Below are 16,492 nucleotides of genomic sequence, written 5' to 3' on the forward strand. Positions count from 1 at the left end.
AACTGCGTGAAGCATCGACATGAGTCGGTGCTTTTTTATGTCATTTTGATTTCACTTCCGAAAAGTGGTTGAAGTTGGGATGGATTAAATTTTATAATAGCGTTAACGAAAGCGCTTTCGGAAATCGCTTTCAAAAGAACGGACTGATATATTGCCATCACTTATCCTGAAGGAGGACACATGATGAAGAAATGGGTTGCACTCGCACTTGGAACAGGTCTCGTCTTGTCATTGCCACAAGAAGTACCTGCTGAAAAGAGCTCAAAAGCCGACGACGCCAAGTGGAAACTTGTCTGGTCAGATGAGTTTAGTAAGGCGGAAATCGATCATTCGAAATGGAACTTTGAAACGGGGAACTGGATTGTCGACAAAGACGGAAATCCGGTCGCTGCCGGTTGGGGAAACAACGAGAAGCAATTTTATACGGACAAAAACGAAAACGCTTTCGTAAAAGATGGGAAGCTCGTCATCCGTGCAAAAAAAGAGCAAGCATCCGATCAATTCGGCACATATGATTACACGTCGGCGAAGTTGACGACGAAGGGCACGTTCAGTAAGACATACGGTCGTTACGAGATGCGAGCGAAACTTCCAACAGGAAAAGGGCTCTGGCCAGCATTTTGGATGCTACCGGAAGAGGACCGTTACGGTGGTTGGGCCGCATCTGGTGAAATCGACATCATGGAGTCATGGGGCAGTCAGCCGGACAAAGTCGCTGGCACGATTCACTACGGGGAAACATGGCCGAACAACAAGTACACGGGGAAAGACTATCACTTCGCAGAAGGTGACGGCATCGACAAATGGCATACATATGCGGTCGAGTGGGAGCCGGGTGAGATTCGTTGGTATGTAGATGGTCAACTCTACCAGACTCAAAATGACTGGTATGCGAAAGAAGTGAACAAAGCATCGAAATATAGCTATCCTGCGCCATTCGACCAAGATTTCTATTTGATCATGAACTTGGCGGTCGGTGGATGGTTTGATGGGGACGTCGATGAGACGACACCATTCCCGGCAGAGATGGAAGTCGATTACGTCCGCGTCTTTGACTTGAAGAATGGGAAGTATCGCGATGCTGTCGAGCCGACATACTCGGATGAAGAAGTCGTATTGCCAGAAGGAGCGAAGCAACCTTTAGAAGACGGGAACCTCGTCTATGATGAAGACTATGTAGAACCGATCACGACGGTTACGAACGGTGCACAGGCGCTCAACCCGACCTATTGGAACTATGTGGCGCTTCCTGACTTTGGTGGTGTCGGTTCAGTCGATGTAATCGATTTGGCAGGATCACGTTTTGCCGACATTTCGATTGATCAGGCAGGAAGTCAGCCGTACTCGCATCAATTGATTCAAAACGTATCGCTCGGACAAGGCGGACATTATAAAGTGACGTTTGACGCCAAAGCGGACGCGGCGCGTTCGATCGCCGTTAAAGTCGGTGGTGGTCCAGACCGAGGCTATGCGAAATATTCAGATGAAGGGTCATTTGATTTGACGACAGACGTCCAAACGTACTCGATGACATTCGATATGACAGAAGAGACTGACCTTGCGGCACGTCTTGAGTTCAACGTTGGACTCAGTACGTCTGGTGTCCAAATTGGGAATGTCCGTGTCGAGCAGACACCTCGTGAGGCGTTCGACCCGAATGCGACAAAACCGAAGCTTGGAGACGGGAACCATGTGTATAACGGTACGTTCGACCAAGGGGCGATGGATCGCATGACGTATTGGACGTTCGATCCAGGTGTCACGAAAGGGACAGGAACGGTCGACCCGGTAGAGCGTCTCTTCCGTTTCGAAACGAACAAGAAAAAAGGAGCACCGGCAACATTGGTGCAACAAGGCATTCAATTGCAAGAAGGACATGAATACGTTCTCCGCTTCAAAGCACGGGCAGAACGTGTAGATGGTCTTCAAGTAGGATTGAACGGAGCGAATGGAGATGCCTATCTCCCGCTCCAGCGTGTCGCTCTATCTGAAGCATTCGATACGTATAAAATTCCGTTCACGATAGAAGCCAGAACTGACCTCATGAGTCAGCTTCAGTTCATTCTCGGTTCTGAAAAAGGTGTGATTGAAATCGATGACGTCGAATTGCGCGACGTCACACCAGTTTATATCGATCCGTCTCCACTTAAAAACGGAGCATTCACTGAAGGCTTCACAAACTGGGGTTCCTATATACACTTTGACGCACAGGCTGCTGTCGAAGCGGTGAATGAGGCAGCACATATCTCGATTACGCAAGAAGGGAACGAGGCGTGGAGTGTCCTCATGGAGCAAGGTGGTCTCGAGTTACAACAAGACCAAACGTACGTCGTACAATTTGATGCATCTTCTACAGTCGCTCGTTCATTTGAAGTAACTTTAGAAAATGCCGGCTACTATCGCTATTTGAGCGAAGTCGTTTCAGTCACACCGGAAATGAATACGTACACGTTTGAAGTGACGATGCCGGTGACGGATATGACAGGATTGAAGTTCTTGATGGGACGCACGGAAGGGTCACCACTCGGTGCTCATGACATCACGATTGATAACGTGAGTGTGACGTTGAAATAAGATGATACGCAAAACAGGAATTTCTCATCGTGAGAAATTCCTGTTTTTTAACGTTTTCGACTAATTAATCGTGCCGTTCGTAAAATCGACGGCAACAATTTACGTCGTTGTCGGAATGCGAGATAACGTCCTTCCCAGGACGGTTTGAACTTTTGTTTAAACTGTCTCAGGCCGCTGAACGGATAAATGTAACTGATGTTTTCGAAAATATCGGCGGCGACGCGCTCTGGCCAATGGGAGAATGTCTGCTCACCGACGGCGGCAAGTGGTGCCACGCCGAGTCCGACATGTTCATAGCTTTCCGCACGTGCCCATTCGATGATGTGAAGAATCAGCACTTCAATTGCTCCGGACGGCGCATCATTTTTCGAACGCATCAAATCGATTGAAAGGGTTCCATTCCCTCGGAGCAACGAAATGAAGGCGACGACGACACCATCCGCATCTCGTAACAGAGCGATTGGATAACGTGTCAACGTTTCGTAGTCGAAGAAACCGAGAGAGAACCCTTTCTCGTTCCGATTTCCAATCCACTCGTCTGAGATCTCTTTTAACTCCTCTAATAACAGGAGGCTCGGCTCACAGACGATCTCGAACGTGATTCCCTTCTTTTCGAATTGATTGTAAAGGGAGCGCATATTCGCACGCTTCTTACCCGACAACGAGAAGGTCGACACGTCAATCGTCGCCTCTTCCCCTAGCTTGAAGAACGTGAAGCCGGCATCATGAAGGCGCGGCATCCAATTCGGTGTGATTTGATAAAATAAAGGAATATACCCAATCCGGTCCGCATCTTCAATGAAACGCGTTAAAAGTTCAGTTGCGGCCTGTCGTTCACCTTGGATATCTCCAAGGACAATCGCATGGTTCCGCGCTGTTGCAAATAAGAGACACGCGTTTTCAGCCTCGTTCATATAGAAGCGTTTATCTGCCATATGGGCCAAGTCAAAGCCACTCGATGTGTGCTGTGTTGCTTGAAACAGTCTGATTCGATCTTCATCGTATGCTTCGCCAAGCGCCGGACGTTTCCAATGGTCGAACAAGAGCAGAAGTGCACTTGCTACGAGCGACGTGAAGAGGAGAAGGAACACCGTCAACCAACCAGCCTGATGCGATGTGAAGAACAAGTCGTCGGTACCTGCGAAAGATTGCAACAAGAGGGCGTGAGAGCCTACATACAGCAAAACGTAGAACAGGTTTCGAATGAGACGACCGGTCGTTAAAATTGAGCGGTATCGGACATGGCGTTTTCGTGTCAACCAGACGAAAGCAGCGAAACCGATGACGACGAATGTTTCGAATAAGTTCAAGCCTCGAGCGATGACCCCGATGGTCGCCCAGATGAACGCCGTATTGAGTAACCAGAGCGTTCGCTTTGTCCGCACATACATGCCATATACGGACAGGAACATGAGAAGTCCGGCACTCAATAAGAAGAGCGTTCCAATCCACTCGAACCAACGATTCACTTCATAGAGTGGTGTCACACTCGGGAGAAGTGTCTGGAACCAAATCAACAGACTGCTCATAAGTGCGATGAGACTTCCGGTCAAGCGCCCAATCTTCGCGAGTGTCCGGGAAACGATGCGCCATACGACGGTCCCAATCTCATAAGAAGATCCAATGATCGGTCGATACTCGATTTGTTTGACGACCTGGTCCCCGAACGCGATGGCCGCTAGAAAGAGTCCGATCAAAAAAGGAACAACAAAATAGACGAATCGGTAGATGATCAAAGAGGAGAGGACAATGTCTTGGTGAATCCCCAATTGGGTCATCCCGACGAGATATAGTAAGTCGAACGTTCCGGCACCCCCTGGGACGAGGGAGACGACACCGACGACCGTGGCGACGATAAATACTCCAAAGAGTTGGGAGAACGAAGCTGACCCGTCGAGTAACGATAACGCGTAGATGGCGACAAGTCCTGCGGTGACCCATTCCGCAAGTGAAGTTATCGTGTATCCAATCAACGTGGACCAACCGACGTTTGAGCGGCGTGAGGTGACGAACAGGTAAAACGGGAGCATTGCACTCACAGCGAACAACACTGGCCAAATCCAAGGTTTCGTCCCGACGAGTGAACCCGCCGGAAAAATTCCGAGAAGCACACCGATGGAGAGGATAGAAAGACCGCTGATGAGTGTCGGTGTCATCCAGCCGATTGCACGGAGTAGGCGTTTCGTATCTGTGTAAGGACGGTACAGGGAAGTACGAAGGGCGATCCCAATCACCCCGCCGAATCCGAGCATCCCGTTCATCGAGTTCGTGATCCATGCCGTTTGCACGACTTTTCGCTTCGGCAACTCAATATGTAAAGAACGAAGCAGGAAGTAATCGTATCCCGTCATCGTCAGGACGGCGAATCCACCGAGTAGAATGAGCATGAACTGTTCCCACCCGGTCAGTTGTTTCAATGTCGTGAAGGCGGTCGCGAGCGAGAGGTCTTTTAACTCCTGTCCGCTCTGGATTAAAATCAATCCGATTAACGCTATAGGGATGAGCCATTTTAATTGTTTCCATGAAAAACGAGTGCGCATGAGATTTTCTCCTTATCTGTCATATGGCTGACAGCGTCTTCTAACTAAATCGTACTATAGGATACGACTGAAATCTGTAAAACGTTTCAAAAGAGGGGATTGTAAGCGCAAGAAAGAGGACGAAATGTTGATTTTATATTTGCTACAGTGAGAGTAAGGAAGGGGTGTGGACATGCTGACATTTGAAGAAAAGTGGGCGAAAGTGCTCGCTTGTGACGCAACGTATGATGGGTTATTTTATACGGCCGTGAAGACGACAGGAATCTATTGCCGACCATCGTGCCGTTCCCGCAAACCGAAAAAAGAGAATGTTGATTTTTACATCACAAGACAAGAGGCAGAAACGAACGGCTTCCGACCGTGCAAGCGATGCCAGCCGGAAGTCGAGCATGCCCCACACCGAGCGCTCGTACAACAAGTGACCGTGTATCTGATGGAACATTATAAACAGCCGATTCGCCTCGAACAGATTGCCGAACATGTCCAACTGAGCCCGTTCCATTTGGAGCGGACGTTCACCCAAGCGACAGGAGAGACGCCAAGGCAGCTATTGGAACGACTTCGTATCGACAAGGCGGCGTATTTATTACGAGCGACCGCGATGAGCAATCTGACAGTCTGCTATGAGGTCGGGTTTCAAACGCCATCGAATTTTTACCGTGTCTTCCGTCAAGTGAAAGGGTGCACACCGAATATGTATCGAAAAGGAGGAGGCATATGAACAATCTGCTACTAGACGTTCCACAACCGTTTGATTTTCATGAATGTCTCGTCTTTTTAAGTCGGTCCGAACAAGAAGTGCTCCATGTCACAACGGACAGGGTAGTTCAAAAGCTGATGCGAATTGGGGAACGTCTCATATTAGTGGAACTCCAAGGAGAGCAAGACCACATTCGTATCCTGTTCCCGGTCGATGACGTCTCGGATACGGAAACAGAAAACATTGAACGTGAAGTGCGTGACTGGTTAGACCTTGATCGTGACCTCACACCGTTCGAGGCGATGGGGGCAGAGGATGAATTGCTGGCTCCTTTGGTTGAAGCGCATCGTGGGTTACGGATGATTGGTTTCCCAAATTTGTTCGAGGCACTCACATGGGCCATCATCGGGCAACAAATCACGTTATCCTTCGCCTATACAATCAAGCGGCGGTTCGTCGAACGATATGGTGAACAACGAGTCGTCGAGGGAAGAACGTACTGGACGTTCCCACGTGCGGAACGAGTCGCCCTGCTTGAGCCGGAAGCGTTACGAGAGCTTCAGTTTAGTCGAAGGAAAGCGGAGTATGTTATTGATATTGCACGGGAAATAACAGGTGGGACGTTATCAAAATCGGCGCTACAGTCGCAATCTTCATCTGATATTCGTCAACGCTTGCTTTCCATACGAGGTGTCGGGGCATGGACGGCGGACTATGTATTGATGAAGTGTTTTCAAGACGCATCCGCCTTTCCGGTCGCGGATGTCGGATTGCATCAAGCGATTCAACATCGGTTAGGGGCGCCTAAAAAGCCGACGATTGAAGAAGTGAAACGATACGGGGAGCGCTGGAAAGGTTGGGAAGGGTACGCGACATTCTATCTATGGAGGTCATTATATGGAGACGTATAAATTGGACATGGAGACGCCGGTTGGCGTGATCGAAATCGTTGGAACCGAGAAAGTCATCCAGTCGATCTTATTCGTCGAACGCGAAGTGGCGCAATTACCTGTACTGAATGTACCTGATGTGTTGCGACAGTGTAAGGAAGAACTCGATGCTTATTTTCGAGGGGAGAGGATGACGTTCACCTTTCCTATTGAACAAGTGGGCACGCCGTTTCAGCGGGATGTGTGGAGTACGTTACAGACAATTCCATTTGCGGAGACGGCATCATATCGTGAACTCGCCGAACGTGTGAAACGACCTGCGGCTGTCCGGGCAGTCGGGGCGACGAACGGACGCAACAAACTGAGTATTGTCGTGCCTTGTCATCGTGTCATCGGATCGAACGGTAAATTGACGGGGTATGCCGGTGGATTATGGCGAAAAGAATGGCTCTTACACCACGAGAAACAAGTCGCACATCAAACCCAGTAAAAAAACATTTCCCCCTCCAAATCTGCTACACTAAAGGAGGTCCTATCGTGACGTCTGAATCGACGAAGTTATAGGATGATTCCCGTCACTTATGGAGAAGGTTTTTGGAGGAATGTATGATTAAATTACTAGCAGATTCAACGTGTGACTTATCAGATGCAGTGCTTGAACAGTACAACATCGGGGTCGCGCCGTTGATCATTACGATGAACAATATGTCTTACCAGGACCGGGTGGATATCCAGCCGGATGATTTTTACGGAATGTTGGAAGCGCTCCCGGAATTCCCGACGACGGCGATGCCAAGTCCGGCGACGTTCTTAACATTGATGGAAGATGCGGTCGCTGCTGGTCACGAAGAGATATTATGCATCTGTATGTCGAGTGGAACGAGCGGCTCGTATCAGTCAGCGGTCATTGGGAAAGAGTACTTCGAAGAGGCGCATCCTGACTCAAACGTGAAAATCCATGTCGTCGATTCTCGATCGATGAGTCACGGCAGCGGCTGGCTATTGCTCAAGAGCGCGCAGATGCGTGAAGCCGGTGCGACGTTCGAAGAGCTCGTTGGTTTCAACGAGACGTATAAGACGAACGTGAAGCATTTCTTGTCCGTTGATGACTTGGACCATTTGATCAAGAGTGGGCGCATCTCGAACGCGAGTGCCATCATCGGAAAACTACTCATGGTGAAACCGATTATGAGCATGAAGAACGGGAAAGGTGCCATTGTTGCCAAAGAGCGAGGCACACGTAAAGTGTTGAAGCATTATACGGACGAGTTCGTGAAGCGCGTGAATCCGGACATCACGAATTTCGTAATCATCGGGTACACATCCGATCAGCGGATTGCCGAGAACTTAAAAGCGAAGCTTGAAACCGAAACAGATTTCACAGGCGAGATTTACCTCATGCAGATGGGGGTCTCGGTCGGGACACACGTTGGTCTCGGAGCCATTTCGATGTTCTTCGTGGAGAAATAATAAAAGCCGTCTCATGTCGAGGCGGCTTATTTATGTGGCCATATGCATTTGATGACAGGCTCTTCGTTACTTAAATCGAGACGATAGACGTCTGGGTTACGCATCGTACGCCATGTTTCAAAGTCATATTTAGGATCAAGCCGTTGTAAGAGGAGCGCAAGCAGATTACCGTGTGTCACGAGTAATGTCGAGCCATGTTGAGATTGGGCACGCTCGATTACTTGCATGATTCGATGAGTCGCTTCCTTACCAGATTCAGCACCAGGCAGCTTGAACGTCGGGTCGATGAACGACTGACGTAGCGGTGTCAGCCAGTCTTCGAGCGGTTCATGAGCCAAAATCCGTTCTCGTAACAACGGTTCACGTTCGATTGGGAGTTGGTGGGCTTCGGCAAGAGGTGTGACCGAAGCGACCGCTCGGGTGTAGTCGCTTGAGGTGATCCGGTCAATCGTGATTTCACGAAAGAAATCACGGAGCAGGTGTGCTTGTTCGTGACCCGCTTCCGTGAGTGGTGCATCAGGTTCTTGACCGGAGGCCGAGCAGTGGCGAATCAGATAGAGTGTGGACATGTGGATTCTCCTTTTTGAAATGCTCAATTACCAGCAAGATAAGCGTGTCATCGAGTCATTATGACTTGTGATGTATGCAATCTCCTCGAATTCATGCAAAAAAGCATTTTCGTAGAGGGAGTTGAGCATCTCTTGGTCTTTACAGTATATCGTCACGTACTGACTGTCCGTTACAAGTAGCACAAACTCGCACGTGCTATGTAGAAAATCTTCATACGTTACGATTTCCGAGGACATATTAGAGTGGAACGCTTTTATATCAACAAAAATCAAATAGTGTTCATGTTGAGTGATCAGTTCATTGAGTTGTCGACCATTGATAATGGTCGACTTCGGAAACAACAACCAGTCAAGTTGTTCATCTTTCACAACATAGGATTCCTCATCAATCACCTTCCATTGATATTGGTCGAGAGGGATAGGAGTCAAAATATCTTGTAAAAAATGACCGTATTGATTGGGGATTGTAAAACTTAGACCGCGTCTCACAAGAACACCTCCTTCGTTTCAAGGAATCATGACAATTTCATAAAAAGTTTCAGCACAAAAAATCATACATAACCCTTATCATTCATCACAAAAGAGTTATAATCGGTATAACGATTATAAAATATATGATTGAGGAATGGGGATTCTTCGGTTGTATGACAAAAAATTCAGGGGATAAGGATGGGGTTTTCATGAGCAGTACGCAAACGAGAACAGACGTCATTTTAATTGGGGCAGGCATTATGAGCGCAACGCTCGGTTCACTCTTTAAAGAGCTCGTACCGGAGTGGAATATCAAAGTGTTCGAAAAGCTCGATGCAGCAGGGGAAGAAAGTTCAAACGAATGGAACAACGCAGGTACGGGACATGCCGCACTTTGCGAATTAAACTATACAACGGAGAACGCGGATGGGACGATTGATATTTCCAAAGCGGTCAACGTCAACGAGCAATTCCAAATCTCACGCCAGTTTTGGGCACATCTCGTCAAGCAAGGATTGATCGAAAATCCGGGTGCCTTCATTCGTTCTATTCCACATATGAGTATGGTCCAAGGGGAGAAGAATGTCGATTTCTTGAAACGCCGTTTGGAAGCGCTCACAACGAATCCGTTATTTGAAGGCATGGTCTTATCGGACGATCCGAATCAGCTACGGGAATGGTTCCCGCTCATCATGGACGGACGGACATCGGACGAACCGATTGCCGCGACGAAAATCGATTCAGGGACGGATGTGAACTTCGGCGCGTTGACACGGATGTTGTTTGACCATCTCACATCAAACGGAGTCGAGGTCAACTACGGCCATAGCGTCGAGGACGTGAAGCGTCTCGATAACGGTCTTTGGGAAGTGAAAGTGAAAGACTTGTCTGCGAACAAGATTGAGACGCATACGGCACCGTTTCTCTTCATCGGAGGCGGTGGCGGAAGTTTATCACTCTTACAAAAGACAGGGATTCCGGAGTCGAAACAAATCGGCGGGTTCCCAGTCAGTGGACTCTTCCTCGTCTGTAAAAATCGTGAGGTCATCGAGCAACATCACGCGAAGGTCTACGGAAAGGCGAAAGTCGGGGCACCACCAATGTCGGTACCGCACCTCGACACACGCTTTATCGATGGACGAAAAGAGTTGTTATTCGGACCGTTCGCCGGCTTCACGCCGAAGTTCTTGAAAACAGGATCGAACTTGGATTTGATTCGTTCGGTCAAACCGAACAATGTCATCACGATGCTTGCGGCAGGGGCAAAAGAGATGCCGCTCACGAAATACTTGATCGAACAGGTGCTCTTGTCACACGACAAGCGCATGGATGAACTTCGTGAATTCATCCCGAACGCCAAGAACGAAGATTGGGAAATCGTTGTGGCCGGGCAACGGGTTCAGGTCATCAAAGATACACCGCAAGGAAAAGGGACACTTCAGTTCGGAACAGAAGTCGTCAGCGCGGAAGATGGTTCCGTTGCGGCACTTCTTGGTGCTTCTCCAGGCGCATCGACAGCTGTTCATGTCATGTTGAAAGTGCTCGAGCAGTGCTTCCCGCAACAGTTACCGGAGTGGGAAGAGAAAATCAAAGAGATGGTTCCGTCATATGGCTTGAAACTTTCGGAACATCCGGACCTGTTCAAGACGATTCACGAATCGACAGCGGTCACGCTCGGTTTGGAAGAAAAGGACATGGTCCACAACTGAAGAGAATGAGGCGAGTATACAATCGTATGCTCGCTTTTTCTTTTGGGACTGTAAAAGGAGAATAAAAAAATGGGTATTTACAAAAATAGGAATATGAGAAGGAGGGATACGTCATCGATCCGATTAAACTGAGTAAGTGGGAGCAGAAAAAATATGCACGTTATCTAAAACATCTGCGAACATACGATGAACACTTCGAGTATTGTGTCATTCCGAATTATGAGGAGTATGCAACGGAACTGAAGACAGAGTCGATTCAACTCGATGATTGTTTTGCTGTGCTGATGCGTCAGGACGGTCACTATGTGCTCGTCTCCATAGCGTTAGATGGAGAATGGGAACTCAAACGTGTGTTGCAATGGCTTGATCTCCACGAAGTGAGATTATTCCATCCTACACAGGATACATTGATTCTATCGAACGTACAGGATGTGATTGATGCAGTCACATTTCAAGGGTATCCTCTCATATTGGTCGAGAAGGGGACGAACGTGTTATTCGTCGGTCCTGAATATCTAGAAGAAGTCACAGATGAATTCGAGCAGTACCATAAAATCACGAATACGGCGTCGGCAGAATCGCTACAGATTGAAGATGAATAAGGAGCGGTGTCTCATGAATCAAGACGGGTTGAAAGAGTTTGTTGAGAGCGTCACTACGAAAGAATATTTGCGACCGTTTGTCAGTAAATATGAATGGTCGAAACCGAATGTCTTTGTAGTTGGAATCAATCCAGCCTCTTCGATTTTGAAAATAGATGTAAATTATGATGTCAATCGATACATCGATATAATAACGGACAGAGAATCGTTTTTAACGTTCATTCAACAGAAAAACATACAAAAAGGAAAGAAACCTTTTTCAAAAACGAGAATTGGACTGAATCATTTGGTAGAACATTTAGAAACGAAGTCGAATGGGAAAATCGAAGTATTGGAGACGAATATCAATGCATATCCGACGAAAAATACGAAACAATTAAGAGTGCTCCCACTTTCGATTAGATAACAAGGGCAGGAATGGTTCCGTGAATTGATGCTTGAGCATGCTCCGCCTGTCGTCATCGTGCATAGTCTGGATGCGACACGTGATTTGATGAAATGGTTAGATTCTGAAGAGATACTTTCGCCGTTGGTTTACAATCGATCTTATCGGCTCAAAGACTGGATGGACCTTGGTCCCATTCCAATCAACTATCCTTGTGGTGCGAGAGGCGTCGTCTTTTGTACCAAGCACTTGAAATACTATGGGCGGAAGGGAAATGCGTTTCAACAGTTAAGAGATGATGTATTGAACCAGTTTAAAGAACACTGACAAAAACCGTTCAATCGAAGCAGGACACGTTGTCGCAGCTTCATTTGAACGGTTTTAGCGTTATACCATTTTAAGAAACGTCTTCGCCTGTTGTTCGAGTGTAGCGGCTGAATCCGCTAATTTCTCGAACTCTTGGACCGTCTGTTCGAGCTGTCCAGAGCTATCCTTCACTTTGTGAGAGATGCGTCCGATGCTCGTGGACACGTCATCAATCCGTTTGACGATTCCTTCGATATTGTGATTCACTTCTGTGATCGAGAGGGACACTTTATTCGACAGATTACGCACTTCCGTGGCGACGACATTGAACCCGCGTCCATGCTCGCCTGCTCGTGTCGCCTCGATGGCCGCATTGAGTGCGAGCAAATTCGTTTGGGCAGCGATTTCGCGAATCGTTTGGACGATGTCCGTGATCGTCTTTGCCTCTTGTTGGAGTGCAAGAAGGTGTTCCCTGTTTTGAATCGATTCTGCTTCGATTTGTTTCACATTTTCTAGCACATGTTCTCCGTCCTGCTTACCAACCTTAGATTGTGCGGATAAGTACTCTGATGTTTCTTGAAGGTTGTTTGCTAGATGGAGAACATCCTGTTGACTTGATGTGATATCAGCTGCAATTTTAGAGACACCAATGACACGTCTGTTCGTATCATCAAAAATAGGCATATAGGTGGCTTCTAACCAAACCGTGCGACCATCTGCAGCAAGACGTTCGATTTTGTCATGATAACTGACTCCTTGCATCAGTTTTCGCCAAAACAAGTCATATTGGGGACTGTTTGCAAACTCCGGCAAGCAAAGGTCACGATGGTGTCGTCCTATCAATTGAGTGACTTCATAGCCCATCGTTCTGGCGAAAATCTCGTTGACGTAGGCGACGCGTCTGTCTTCATTGAATCGGATGATGGCCAAATTATTTTCGATGGCTCGAATCACATGCGTGTCGGTGACATGGGTCGTACTAGAGTGCAGCTGCATCCTAACATCCTCCCTATATCGTGTGAGTTATTTGTATTAGGATACCCCATAATTGTAAAAATAAGTATATTATTGTGGCAGAACAAAAAAAGACCTCTTCCACGTGGAAGGGTCAAGGTGTGAGTGTCGCCATGCTTTCATGTAAGTATTCACCGATTTGACGTTCGATGTCGCTCTCTGAACGTTCGAGAGCAAGCGAGAGTTCTTTCACCAAAATGGTTTTGGCGTTCTCTAAAATTTTACGATCTTGTTCGTACAGCTTTTTGTTTGCCTGTAGTGCCTCGATGTGTCGACGGCTCAACGTATTCACGACTTGAGCGATCTCGTGACGATTACCAGAATGGACAACATTTAAAAATTCACGATTGCGATTGTTCGAATGTGGATTCCATTCAACGCCAGGCGAGCGGAATGACTCTAAAATCTCTAATGCTTCGTCTGCTTCGAGCAACGTCAACATCATCACATTGTCATTATCGACGGGGATGCTAATCTGCAACTTCTGTGAGTTGTTGATGGGGTGAAGCGTATAGTACGATTTCGTTTCTCCTGCGACCGTTTTGTCCGAAATGTCGTCGATGCGACATACGCCATGGGTCGAGTAGATGATTAAGTCTCCAGCTTTAAACAAGTCGATCACCTCTTCCTTACCTATAAGCATAGTCATTCAGAAGGTGAAATGTCAACTCGGTTGACGTTTAGTGCAAGGTGTGCATATAAAAATCGTGACGAGTGAACCCGACACGATTACAGTTTCCAGTCCATCCGTAGAATGGTTTTCAGTTGATTGAACGCCTCTTGTCCGATGCTTTCTTGGATCCGTTGCTCGAGTTGCGCTTTGAGCGCCTCGTTTTGTTCATAACAAGTGTGACCGAGCGGGGTCAGCTCGATGCATTTGTCCTTTCGATTTTGCGGATGATCCGTCACGAGAACGAGTGCTTTACCTTCTAAGTTCTTAATCAGTTTATGAATCGCTTGCCGAGAGATATGGACACTTCGCGTGACCTCGGCGATGGTCGTTTTTGATTGATAAAGTGTAGCGAGAATATACCATTCAGAATTTGAGATGTGGATGTCATTCTGCTCATTCCAGGATTGTTCACTCATGCGTCGAACTTGATCGTTTCGTTCTGTCAGTAAATCAAGTAGACGGGTTGACGTTGATGGAGTCAAATCAAGTCACTCCTCTTTCATTTCCAGGTTTTGACGTTCCTAACTATACAAAAGCAACTATACCCCGTCAACGTCAATCTAGAACAAAACGAGGCACAAGGCCCCGTTTTTTACTGGCAATCTTTATTTTTAAAATCGATGACCATCCGTCCCTGAATTTTCCCTTGTTCCATCTCTTCAAACACGTCTTGTACTTCGTGAAGGCAACGCTTATGGACGACCGGAACGACGAGTCCCTCAGCCCCGAACTGGAAAGCTTCTTCTAAGTCTTTACGTGTTCCGACGAGCGAACCGACGACTTCAATCCCATCGAGAACGAGACGTGGGATGTTTAAATCCATCGTTTCAGAAGGAAGACCAACCGCCACGACTTTCCCGCAGGCTCGAACGGCGTTGACCGCTGAATTGAAGGCGACTTTTGAGACGGCCGTAACGACTGCAGCGTGTGCTCCGCCGAACTTCTCTTGAACGATGTCCGCCGCATCCCCCTCGTTCGAAGGATTGATCGTCAAATCGGCTCCACTTTCTTTGGCGAGTTCGAGCTTGTCGTCGTTCAAATCGACAGCGATGACGTGCGCGTTGAAGACGTGTTTCGCATATTGAATGGCTAGGTTCCCAAGTCCGCCACAACCGTAGATGACGACTGTCTCCCCAGGCTTCACGTCTGCGACTTTGATGGCCTTATACGTCGTGACACCCGCGCATGTGATGCTTGAGGCTTGCGCAGGGTCCAAGCCTTCAGGTACTTTGACGGCATAATCGGCCACGACGATACTTTGTTCGGCCATGCCTCCGTCAACGCTATAGCCGGCATTTTGAACGTTTCGGCAGAACGTTTCACGTCCTGTCGTACAATATTCGCAGCGACCACATGCATGATACATCCAGGCGATACTGACACGGTCGCCGACTTTTAGACTTTTGACATCGTCCGCGATTTTTGACACGATCCCAATCCCTTCATGACCAAGCACGCGTCCTTGCACATCCCCGAAGTCACCGGCCGCGACGTGAAGGTCCGTGTGACAAACGCCACAGTACTCGACATCGACGAGCGCTTCACCCGCCTGTAATGGACGAATTTCCTTTTCAACGACTTCGATGTTGGCTTTGCTTGCTGAATTGACAACGACTGCTTTCATGTTTGAACACACTCCTTGTGAGAATTTAGCGAATCTGCCGGAAAAACACGCTGAATTACACCGTAAGAATATCACAAAAAATGGAATGAAAGCGCTTTATTTTTGAATAGCATTTGTCTGAAGCATGAACTTTTGTCACATGAAGATTTAGGGAAATAGAGATGAATGAAGCAAATGAAAGGAGTGTCAGTCACATGACGCGGACAGAGTTATTTCACACATACAAATCGAAAATTTTGCAGTTATCGGACTTAGGGGAAGAGACGTTAAAAAGTGAAGATTTTTTGTTAGACCGTGATGAAAAGAAACAACTCGATATCTATTACGCACCATTTGAATACATCAACCCGGATGCGAAAGTCGTCATCGCAGGGATCACACCAGGCTTGTATCAAATGCGTCAGTCGTTCGAGACGATCCGTGACTTGAAGGATGCAACAGACGAAGAGGCGCTTCGAGCCGTCAAACAACGTGGCAGTTTTTCCGGTCCGATTCGAAAGAACTTAGTGACGATGCTGGACGATTTGGAGTTACATCATCATTTGGGAATCGAATCATCCCTCGATTTGTTCGGATCAGCAAATCATCTCGTACAAAACACGGCGGTCCTCCCTTATCCGGTCTTTTATAAGGGCAAAAACTATAACGGGTCGAGCCCGGATATGATTCGAACGGATTTGTTTCGACCGTACGTGGAAGGAACGTTCGCTGAAGAGATGACACATCTTCAAGATGCACTCATCTTACCGATGGGCGTCAATGTGAGGCGAGCTGTGGAATTGTTGGTTCATCAGGGTCTCTTGGATCAGGAGCGCGTAGTGAGTGGGTTTCCGCACCCATCCGGTGGGAACGGTCATCGCCATCGCATCTTCGCCGAAAATCGAGACGCCATGAAACGACACATCGCCGAACATTTCAAACGCCATCCACTCTGAACCGCGCTGCGGTTCTTTTCATGTGAGCAC

17 protein-coding genes are annotated in these 16,492 nt (G+C 47.7%); 10 read left to right on the forward strand and 7 right to left on the reverse strand.

Annotated features, from left to right (window positions below):
- The first annotated feature begins 183 nt into the window (after window positions 1–183).
- Window positions 184–2,574 (forward strand): carbohydrate binding domain-containing protein, encoded by a 2,391-nt coding sequence (locus KNO86_RS12230; protein WP_214696614.1) that lies wholly within the window; start codon window positions 184–186, stop codon window positions 2,572–2,574.
- Between the two features lie 47 nt (window positions 2,575–2,621).
- Here KNO86_RS12230 and mprF read toward each other — a convergent pair whose 3' ends face one another.
- Complete coding sequence (gene mprF / locus KNO86_RS12235) at window positions 2,622–5,114, reverse strand: bifunctional lysylphosphatidylglycerol flippase/synthetase MprF (protein WP_214696616.1); 2,493 nt, start codon at window positions 5,112–5,114, stop codon at window positions 2,622–2,624.
- A 172-nt stretch (window positions 5,115–5,286) separates the two neighbouring features.
- Between mprF and KNO86_RS12240 the strand changes: the two genes are divergently transcribed.
- The 4 genes from KNO86_RS12240 (at window position 5,287) to KNO86_RS12255 (ending at window position 8,174) form a co-directional block, all read left to right on the forward strand.
- Entirely contained in the window at window positions 5,287–5,835 is a 549-nt protein-coding gene (locus KNO86_RS12240; protein WP_214696618.1) for a bifunctional transcriptional activator/DNA repair enzyme AdaA, read from the forward strand.
- On the forward strand, window positions 5,832–6,725 hold the full coding sequence (locus tag KNO86_RS12245; protein WP_214696620.1) for a DNA-3-methyladenine glycosylase family protein: 894 nt from the start codon (window positions 5,832–5,834) through the stop codon (window positions 6,723–6,725). The genes KNO86_RS12240 and KNO86_RS12245 overlap by 4 nt, the downstream gene beginning before the upstream one ends.
- Window positions 6,712–7,194, forward strand: a complete 483-nt coding sequence (locus tag KNO86_RS12250) for a methylated-DNA--[protein]-cysteine S-methyltransferase (RefSeq protein WP_214696621.1) — start codon at window positions 6,712–6,714, stop codon at window positions 7,192–7,194. Before KNO86_RS12245 ends, KNO86_RS12250 begins: the two co-directional genes overlap by 14 nt.
- A 116-nt stretch (window positions 7,195–7,310) precedes the next feature.
- Window positions 7,311–8,174, forward strand: coding sequence for a DegV family protein (locus tag KNO86_RS12255; RefSeq protein ID WP_214696622.1), 864 nt, complete (start codon window positions 7,311–7,313; stop codon window positions 8,172–8,174).
- Between the two features lie 26 nt (window positions 8,175–8,200).
- On the opposite strand, the gene KNO86_RS12260 is transcribed toward KNO86_RS12255, so the two are convergent.
- Both KNO86_RS12260 and KNO86_RS12265 read right to left on the reverse strand, forming a co-directional pair.
- Window positions 8,201–8,743 (reverse strand): histidine phosphatase family protein, encoded by a 543-nt coding sequence (locus tag KNO86_RS12260; protein ID WP_214696624.1) that lies wholly within the window; start codon window positions 8,741–8,743, stop codon window positions 8,201–8,203.
- 27 nt (window positions 8,744–8,770) lie between these two features.
- Window positions 8,771–9,232, reverse strand: coding sequence for a DUF2691 family protein (locus tag KNO86_RS12265; protein ID WP_214696626.1), 462 nt, complete (start codon window positions 9,230–9,232; stop codon window positions 8,771–8,773).
- Window positions 9,233–9,423: 191 nt separating this feature from the next.
- On the opposite strand from KNO86_RS12265, the gene KNO86_RS12270 reads away from it, so the two are divergent.
- The 4 genes from KNO86_RS12270 to KNO86_RS12285 all read left to right on the forward strand — a co-directional run bounded on the left by KNO86_RS12270 (window position 9,424) and on the right by KNO86_RS12285 (window position 12,237).
- The gene (locus KNO86_RS12270; protein ID WP_214696628.1) at window positions 9,424–10,923 is read left to right on the forward strand and encodes a malate:quinone oxidoreductase; all 1,500 of its coding nucleotides are present in this window, start codon (window positions 9,424–9,426) and stop codon (window positions 10,921–10,923) included.
- A 278-nt stretch (window positions 10,924–11,201) separates the two neighbouring features.
- The gene (locus KNO86_RS12275; protein WP_214696630.1) at window positions 11,202–11,525 is read left to right on the forward strand and encodes a hypothetical protein; all 324 of its coding nucleotides are present in this window, start codon (window positions 11,202–11,204) and stop codon (window positions 11,523–11,525) included.
- 13 nt (window positions 11,526–11,538) lie between these two features.
- The gene (locus tag KNO86_RS12280; RefSeq protein WP_214696632.1) at window positions 11,539–11,931 is read left to right on the forward strand and encodes a hypothetical protein; all 393 of its coding nucleotides are present in this window, start codon (window positions 11,539–11,541) and stop codon (window positions 11,929–11,931) included.
- A 27-nt stretch (window positions 11,932–11,958) separates the two neighbouring features.
- On the forward strand, window positions 11,959–12,237 hold the full coding sequence (locus tag KNO86_RS12285; RefSeq protein WP_214696633.1) for a hypothetical protein: 279 nt from the start codon (window positions 11,959–11,961) through the stop codon (window positions 12,235–12,237).
- 60 nt (window positions 12,238–12,297) lie between these two features.
- Here KNO86_RS12285 and KNO86_RS12290 read toward each other — a convergent pair whose 3' ends face one another.
- The 4 genes from KNO86_RS12290 to adhP all read right to left on the reverse strand — a co-directional run bounded on the left by KNO86_RS12290 (window position 12,298) and on the right by adhP (window position 15,527).
- A complete protein-coding gene (locus tag KNO86_RS12290) occupies window positions 12,298–13,212 on the reverse strand; it encodes a methyl-accepting chemotaxis protein (protein ID WP_214696635.1) in 915 nt (304 codons plus the stop codon).
- Between the two features lie 112 nt (window positions 13,213–13,324).
- Entirely contained in the window at window positions 13,325–13,852 is a 528-nt protein-coding gene (locus KNO86_RS12295; RefSeq protein WP_353047694.1) for a CarD family transcriptional regulator, read from the reverse strand.
- A 107-nt stretch (window positions 13,853–13,959) separates the two neighbouring features.
- Complete coding sequence (locus tag KNO86_RS12300) at window positions 13,960–14,385, reverse strand: MarR family winged helix-turn-helix transcriptional regulator (RefSeq protein ID WP_214696639.1); 426 nt, start codon at window positions 14,383–14,385, stop codon at window positions 13,960–13,962.
- Between the two features lie 110 nt (window positions 14,386–14,495).
- The gene (gene adhP, locus KNO86_RS12305; protein ID WP_214696641.1) at window positions 14,496–15,527 is read right to left on the reverse strand and encodes an alcohol dehydrogenase AdhP; all 1,032 of its coding nucleotides are present in this window, start codon (window positions 15,525–15,527) and stop codon (window positions 14,496–14,498) included.
- A 194-nt stretch (window positions 15,528–15,721) separates the two neighbouring features.
- Between adhP and KNO86_RS12310 the strand changes: the two genes are divergently transcribed.
- On the forward strand, window positions 15,722–16,462 hold the full coding sequence (locus tag KNO86_RS12310) for a hypothetical protein (protein ID WP_214696643.1): 741 nt from the start codon (window positions 15,722–15,724) through the stop codon (window positions 16,460–16,462).
- The last annotated feature ends 30 nt before the right edge of the window (window positions 16,463–16,492 follow it).

Source organism: Exiguobacterium sp. s160, from assembly GCF_018617575.1.
Taxonomy (GTDB): domain Bacteria; phylum Bacillota; class Bacilli; order Exiguobacteriales; family Exiguobacteriaceae; genus Exiguobacterium; species Exiguobacterium aestuarii_A.

What these genes read in the sequence shown, in the direction of transcription:
- KNO86_RS12285 (WP_214696633.1), top strand. Translation starts at nt 11,959, where the DNA reads ATGCTTGAGCATGCTCCGCCTGTCGTCATCGTGCATAGTCTGGATGCG.
- KNO86_RS12250 (WP_214696621.1), top strand. Translation starts at nt 6,712, where the DNA reads ATGGAGACGTATAAATTGGACATGGAGACGCCGGTTGGCGTGATCGAA.
- KNO86_RS12230 (WP_214696614.1), top strand. Translation starts at nt 184, where the DNA reads ATGAAGAAATGGGTTGCACTCGCACTTGGAACAGGTCTCGTCTTGTCA.
- adhP (WP_214696641.1), bottom strand. Translation starts at nt 15,527, where the DNA reads ATGAAAGCAGTCGTTGTCAATTCAGCAAGCAAAGCCAACATCGAAGTC.
- mprF (WP_214696616.1), bottom strand. Translation starts at nt 5,114, where the DNA reads ATGCGCACTCGTTTTTCATGGAAACAATTAAAATGGCTCATCCCTATA.
- KNO86_RS12260 (WP_214696624.1), bottom strand. Translation starts at nt 8,743, where the DNA reads ATGTCCACACTCTATCTGATTCGCCACTGCTCGGCCTCCGGTCAAGAA.
- KNO86_RS12290 (WP_214696635.1), bottom strand. Translation starts at nt 13,212, where the DNA reads ATGCAGCTGCACTCTAGTACGACCCATGTCACCGACACGCATGTGATT.
- KNO86_RS12280 (WP_214696632.1), top strand. Translation starts at nt 11,539, where the DNA reads ATGAATCAAGACGGGTTGAAAGAGTTTGTTGAGAGCGTCACTACGAAA.
- KNO86_RS12310 (WP_214696643.1), top strand. Translation starts at nt 15,722, where the DNA reads ATGACGCGGACAGAGTTATTTCACACATACAAATCGAAAATTTTGCAG.
- KNO86_RS12270 (WP_214696628.1), top strand. Translation starts at nt 9,424, where the DNA reads ATGAGCAGTACGCAAACGAGAACAGACGTCATTTTAATTGGGGCAGGC.
- KNO86_RS12245 (WP_214696620.1), top strand. Translation starts at nt 5,832, where the DNA reads ATGAACAATCTGCTACTAGACGTTCCACAACCGTTTGATTTTCATGAA.
- KNO86_RS12255 (WP_214696622.1), top strand. Translation starts at nt 7,311, where the DNA reads ATGATTAAATTACTAGCAGATTCAACGTGTGACTTATCAGATGCAGTG.
- KNO86_RS12240 (WP_214696618.1), top strand. Translation starts at nt 5,287, where the DNA reads ATGCTGACATTTGAAGAAAAGTGGGCGAAAGTGCTCGCTTGTGACGCA.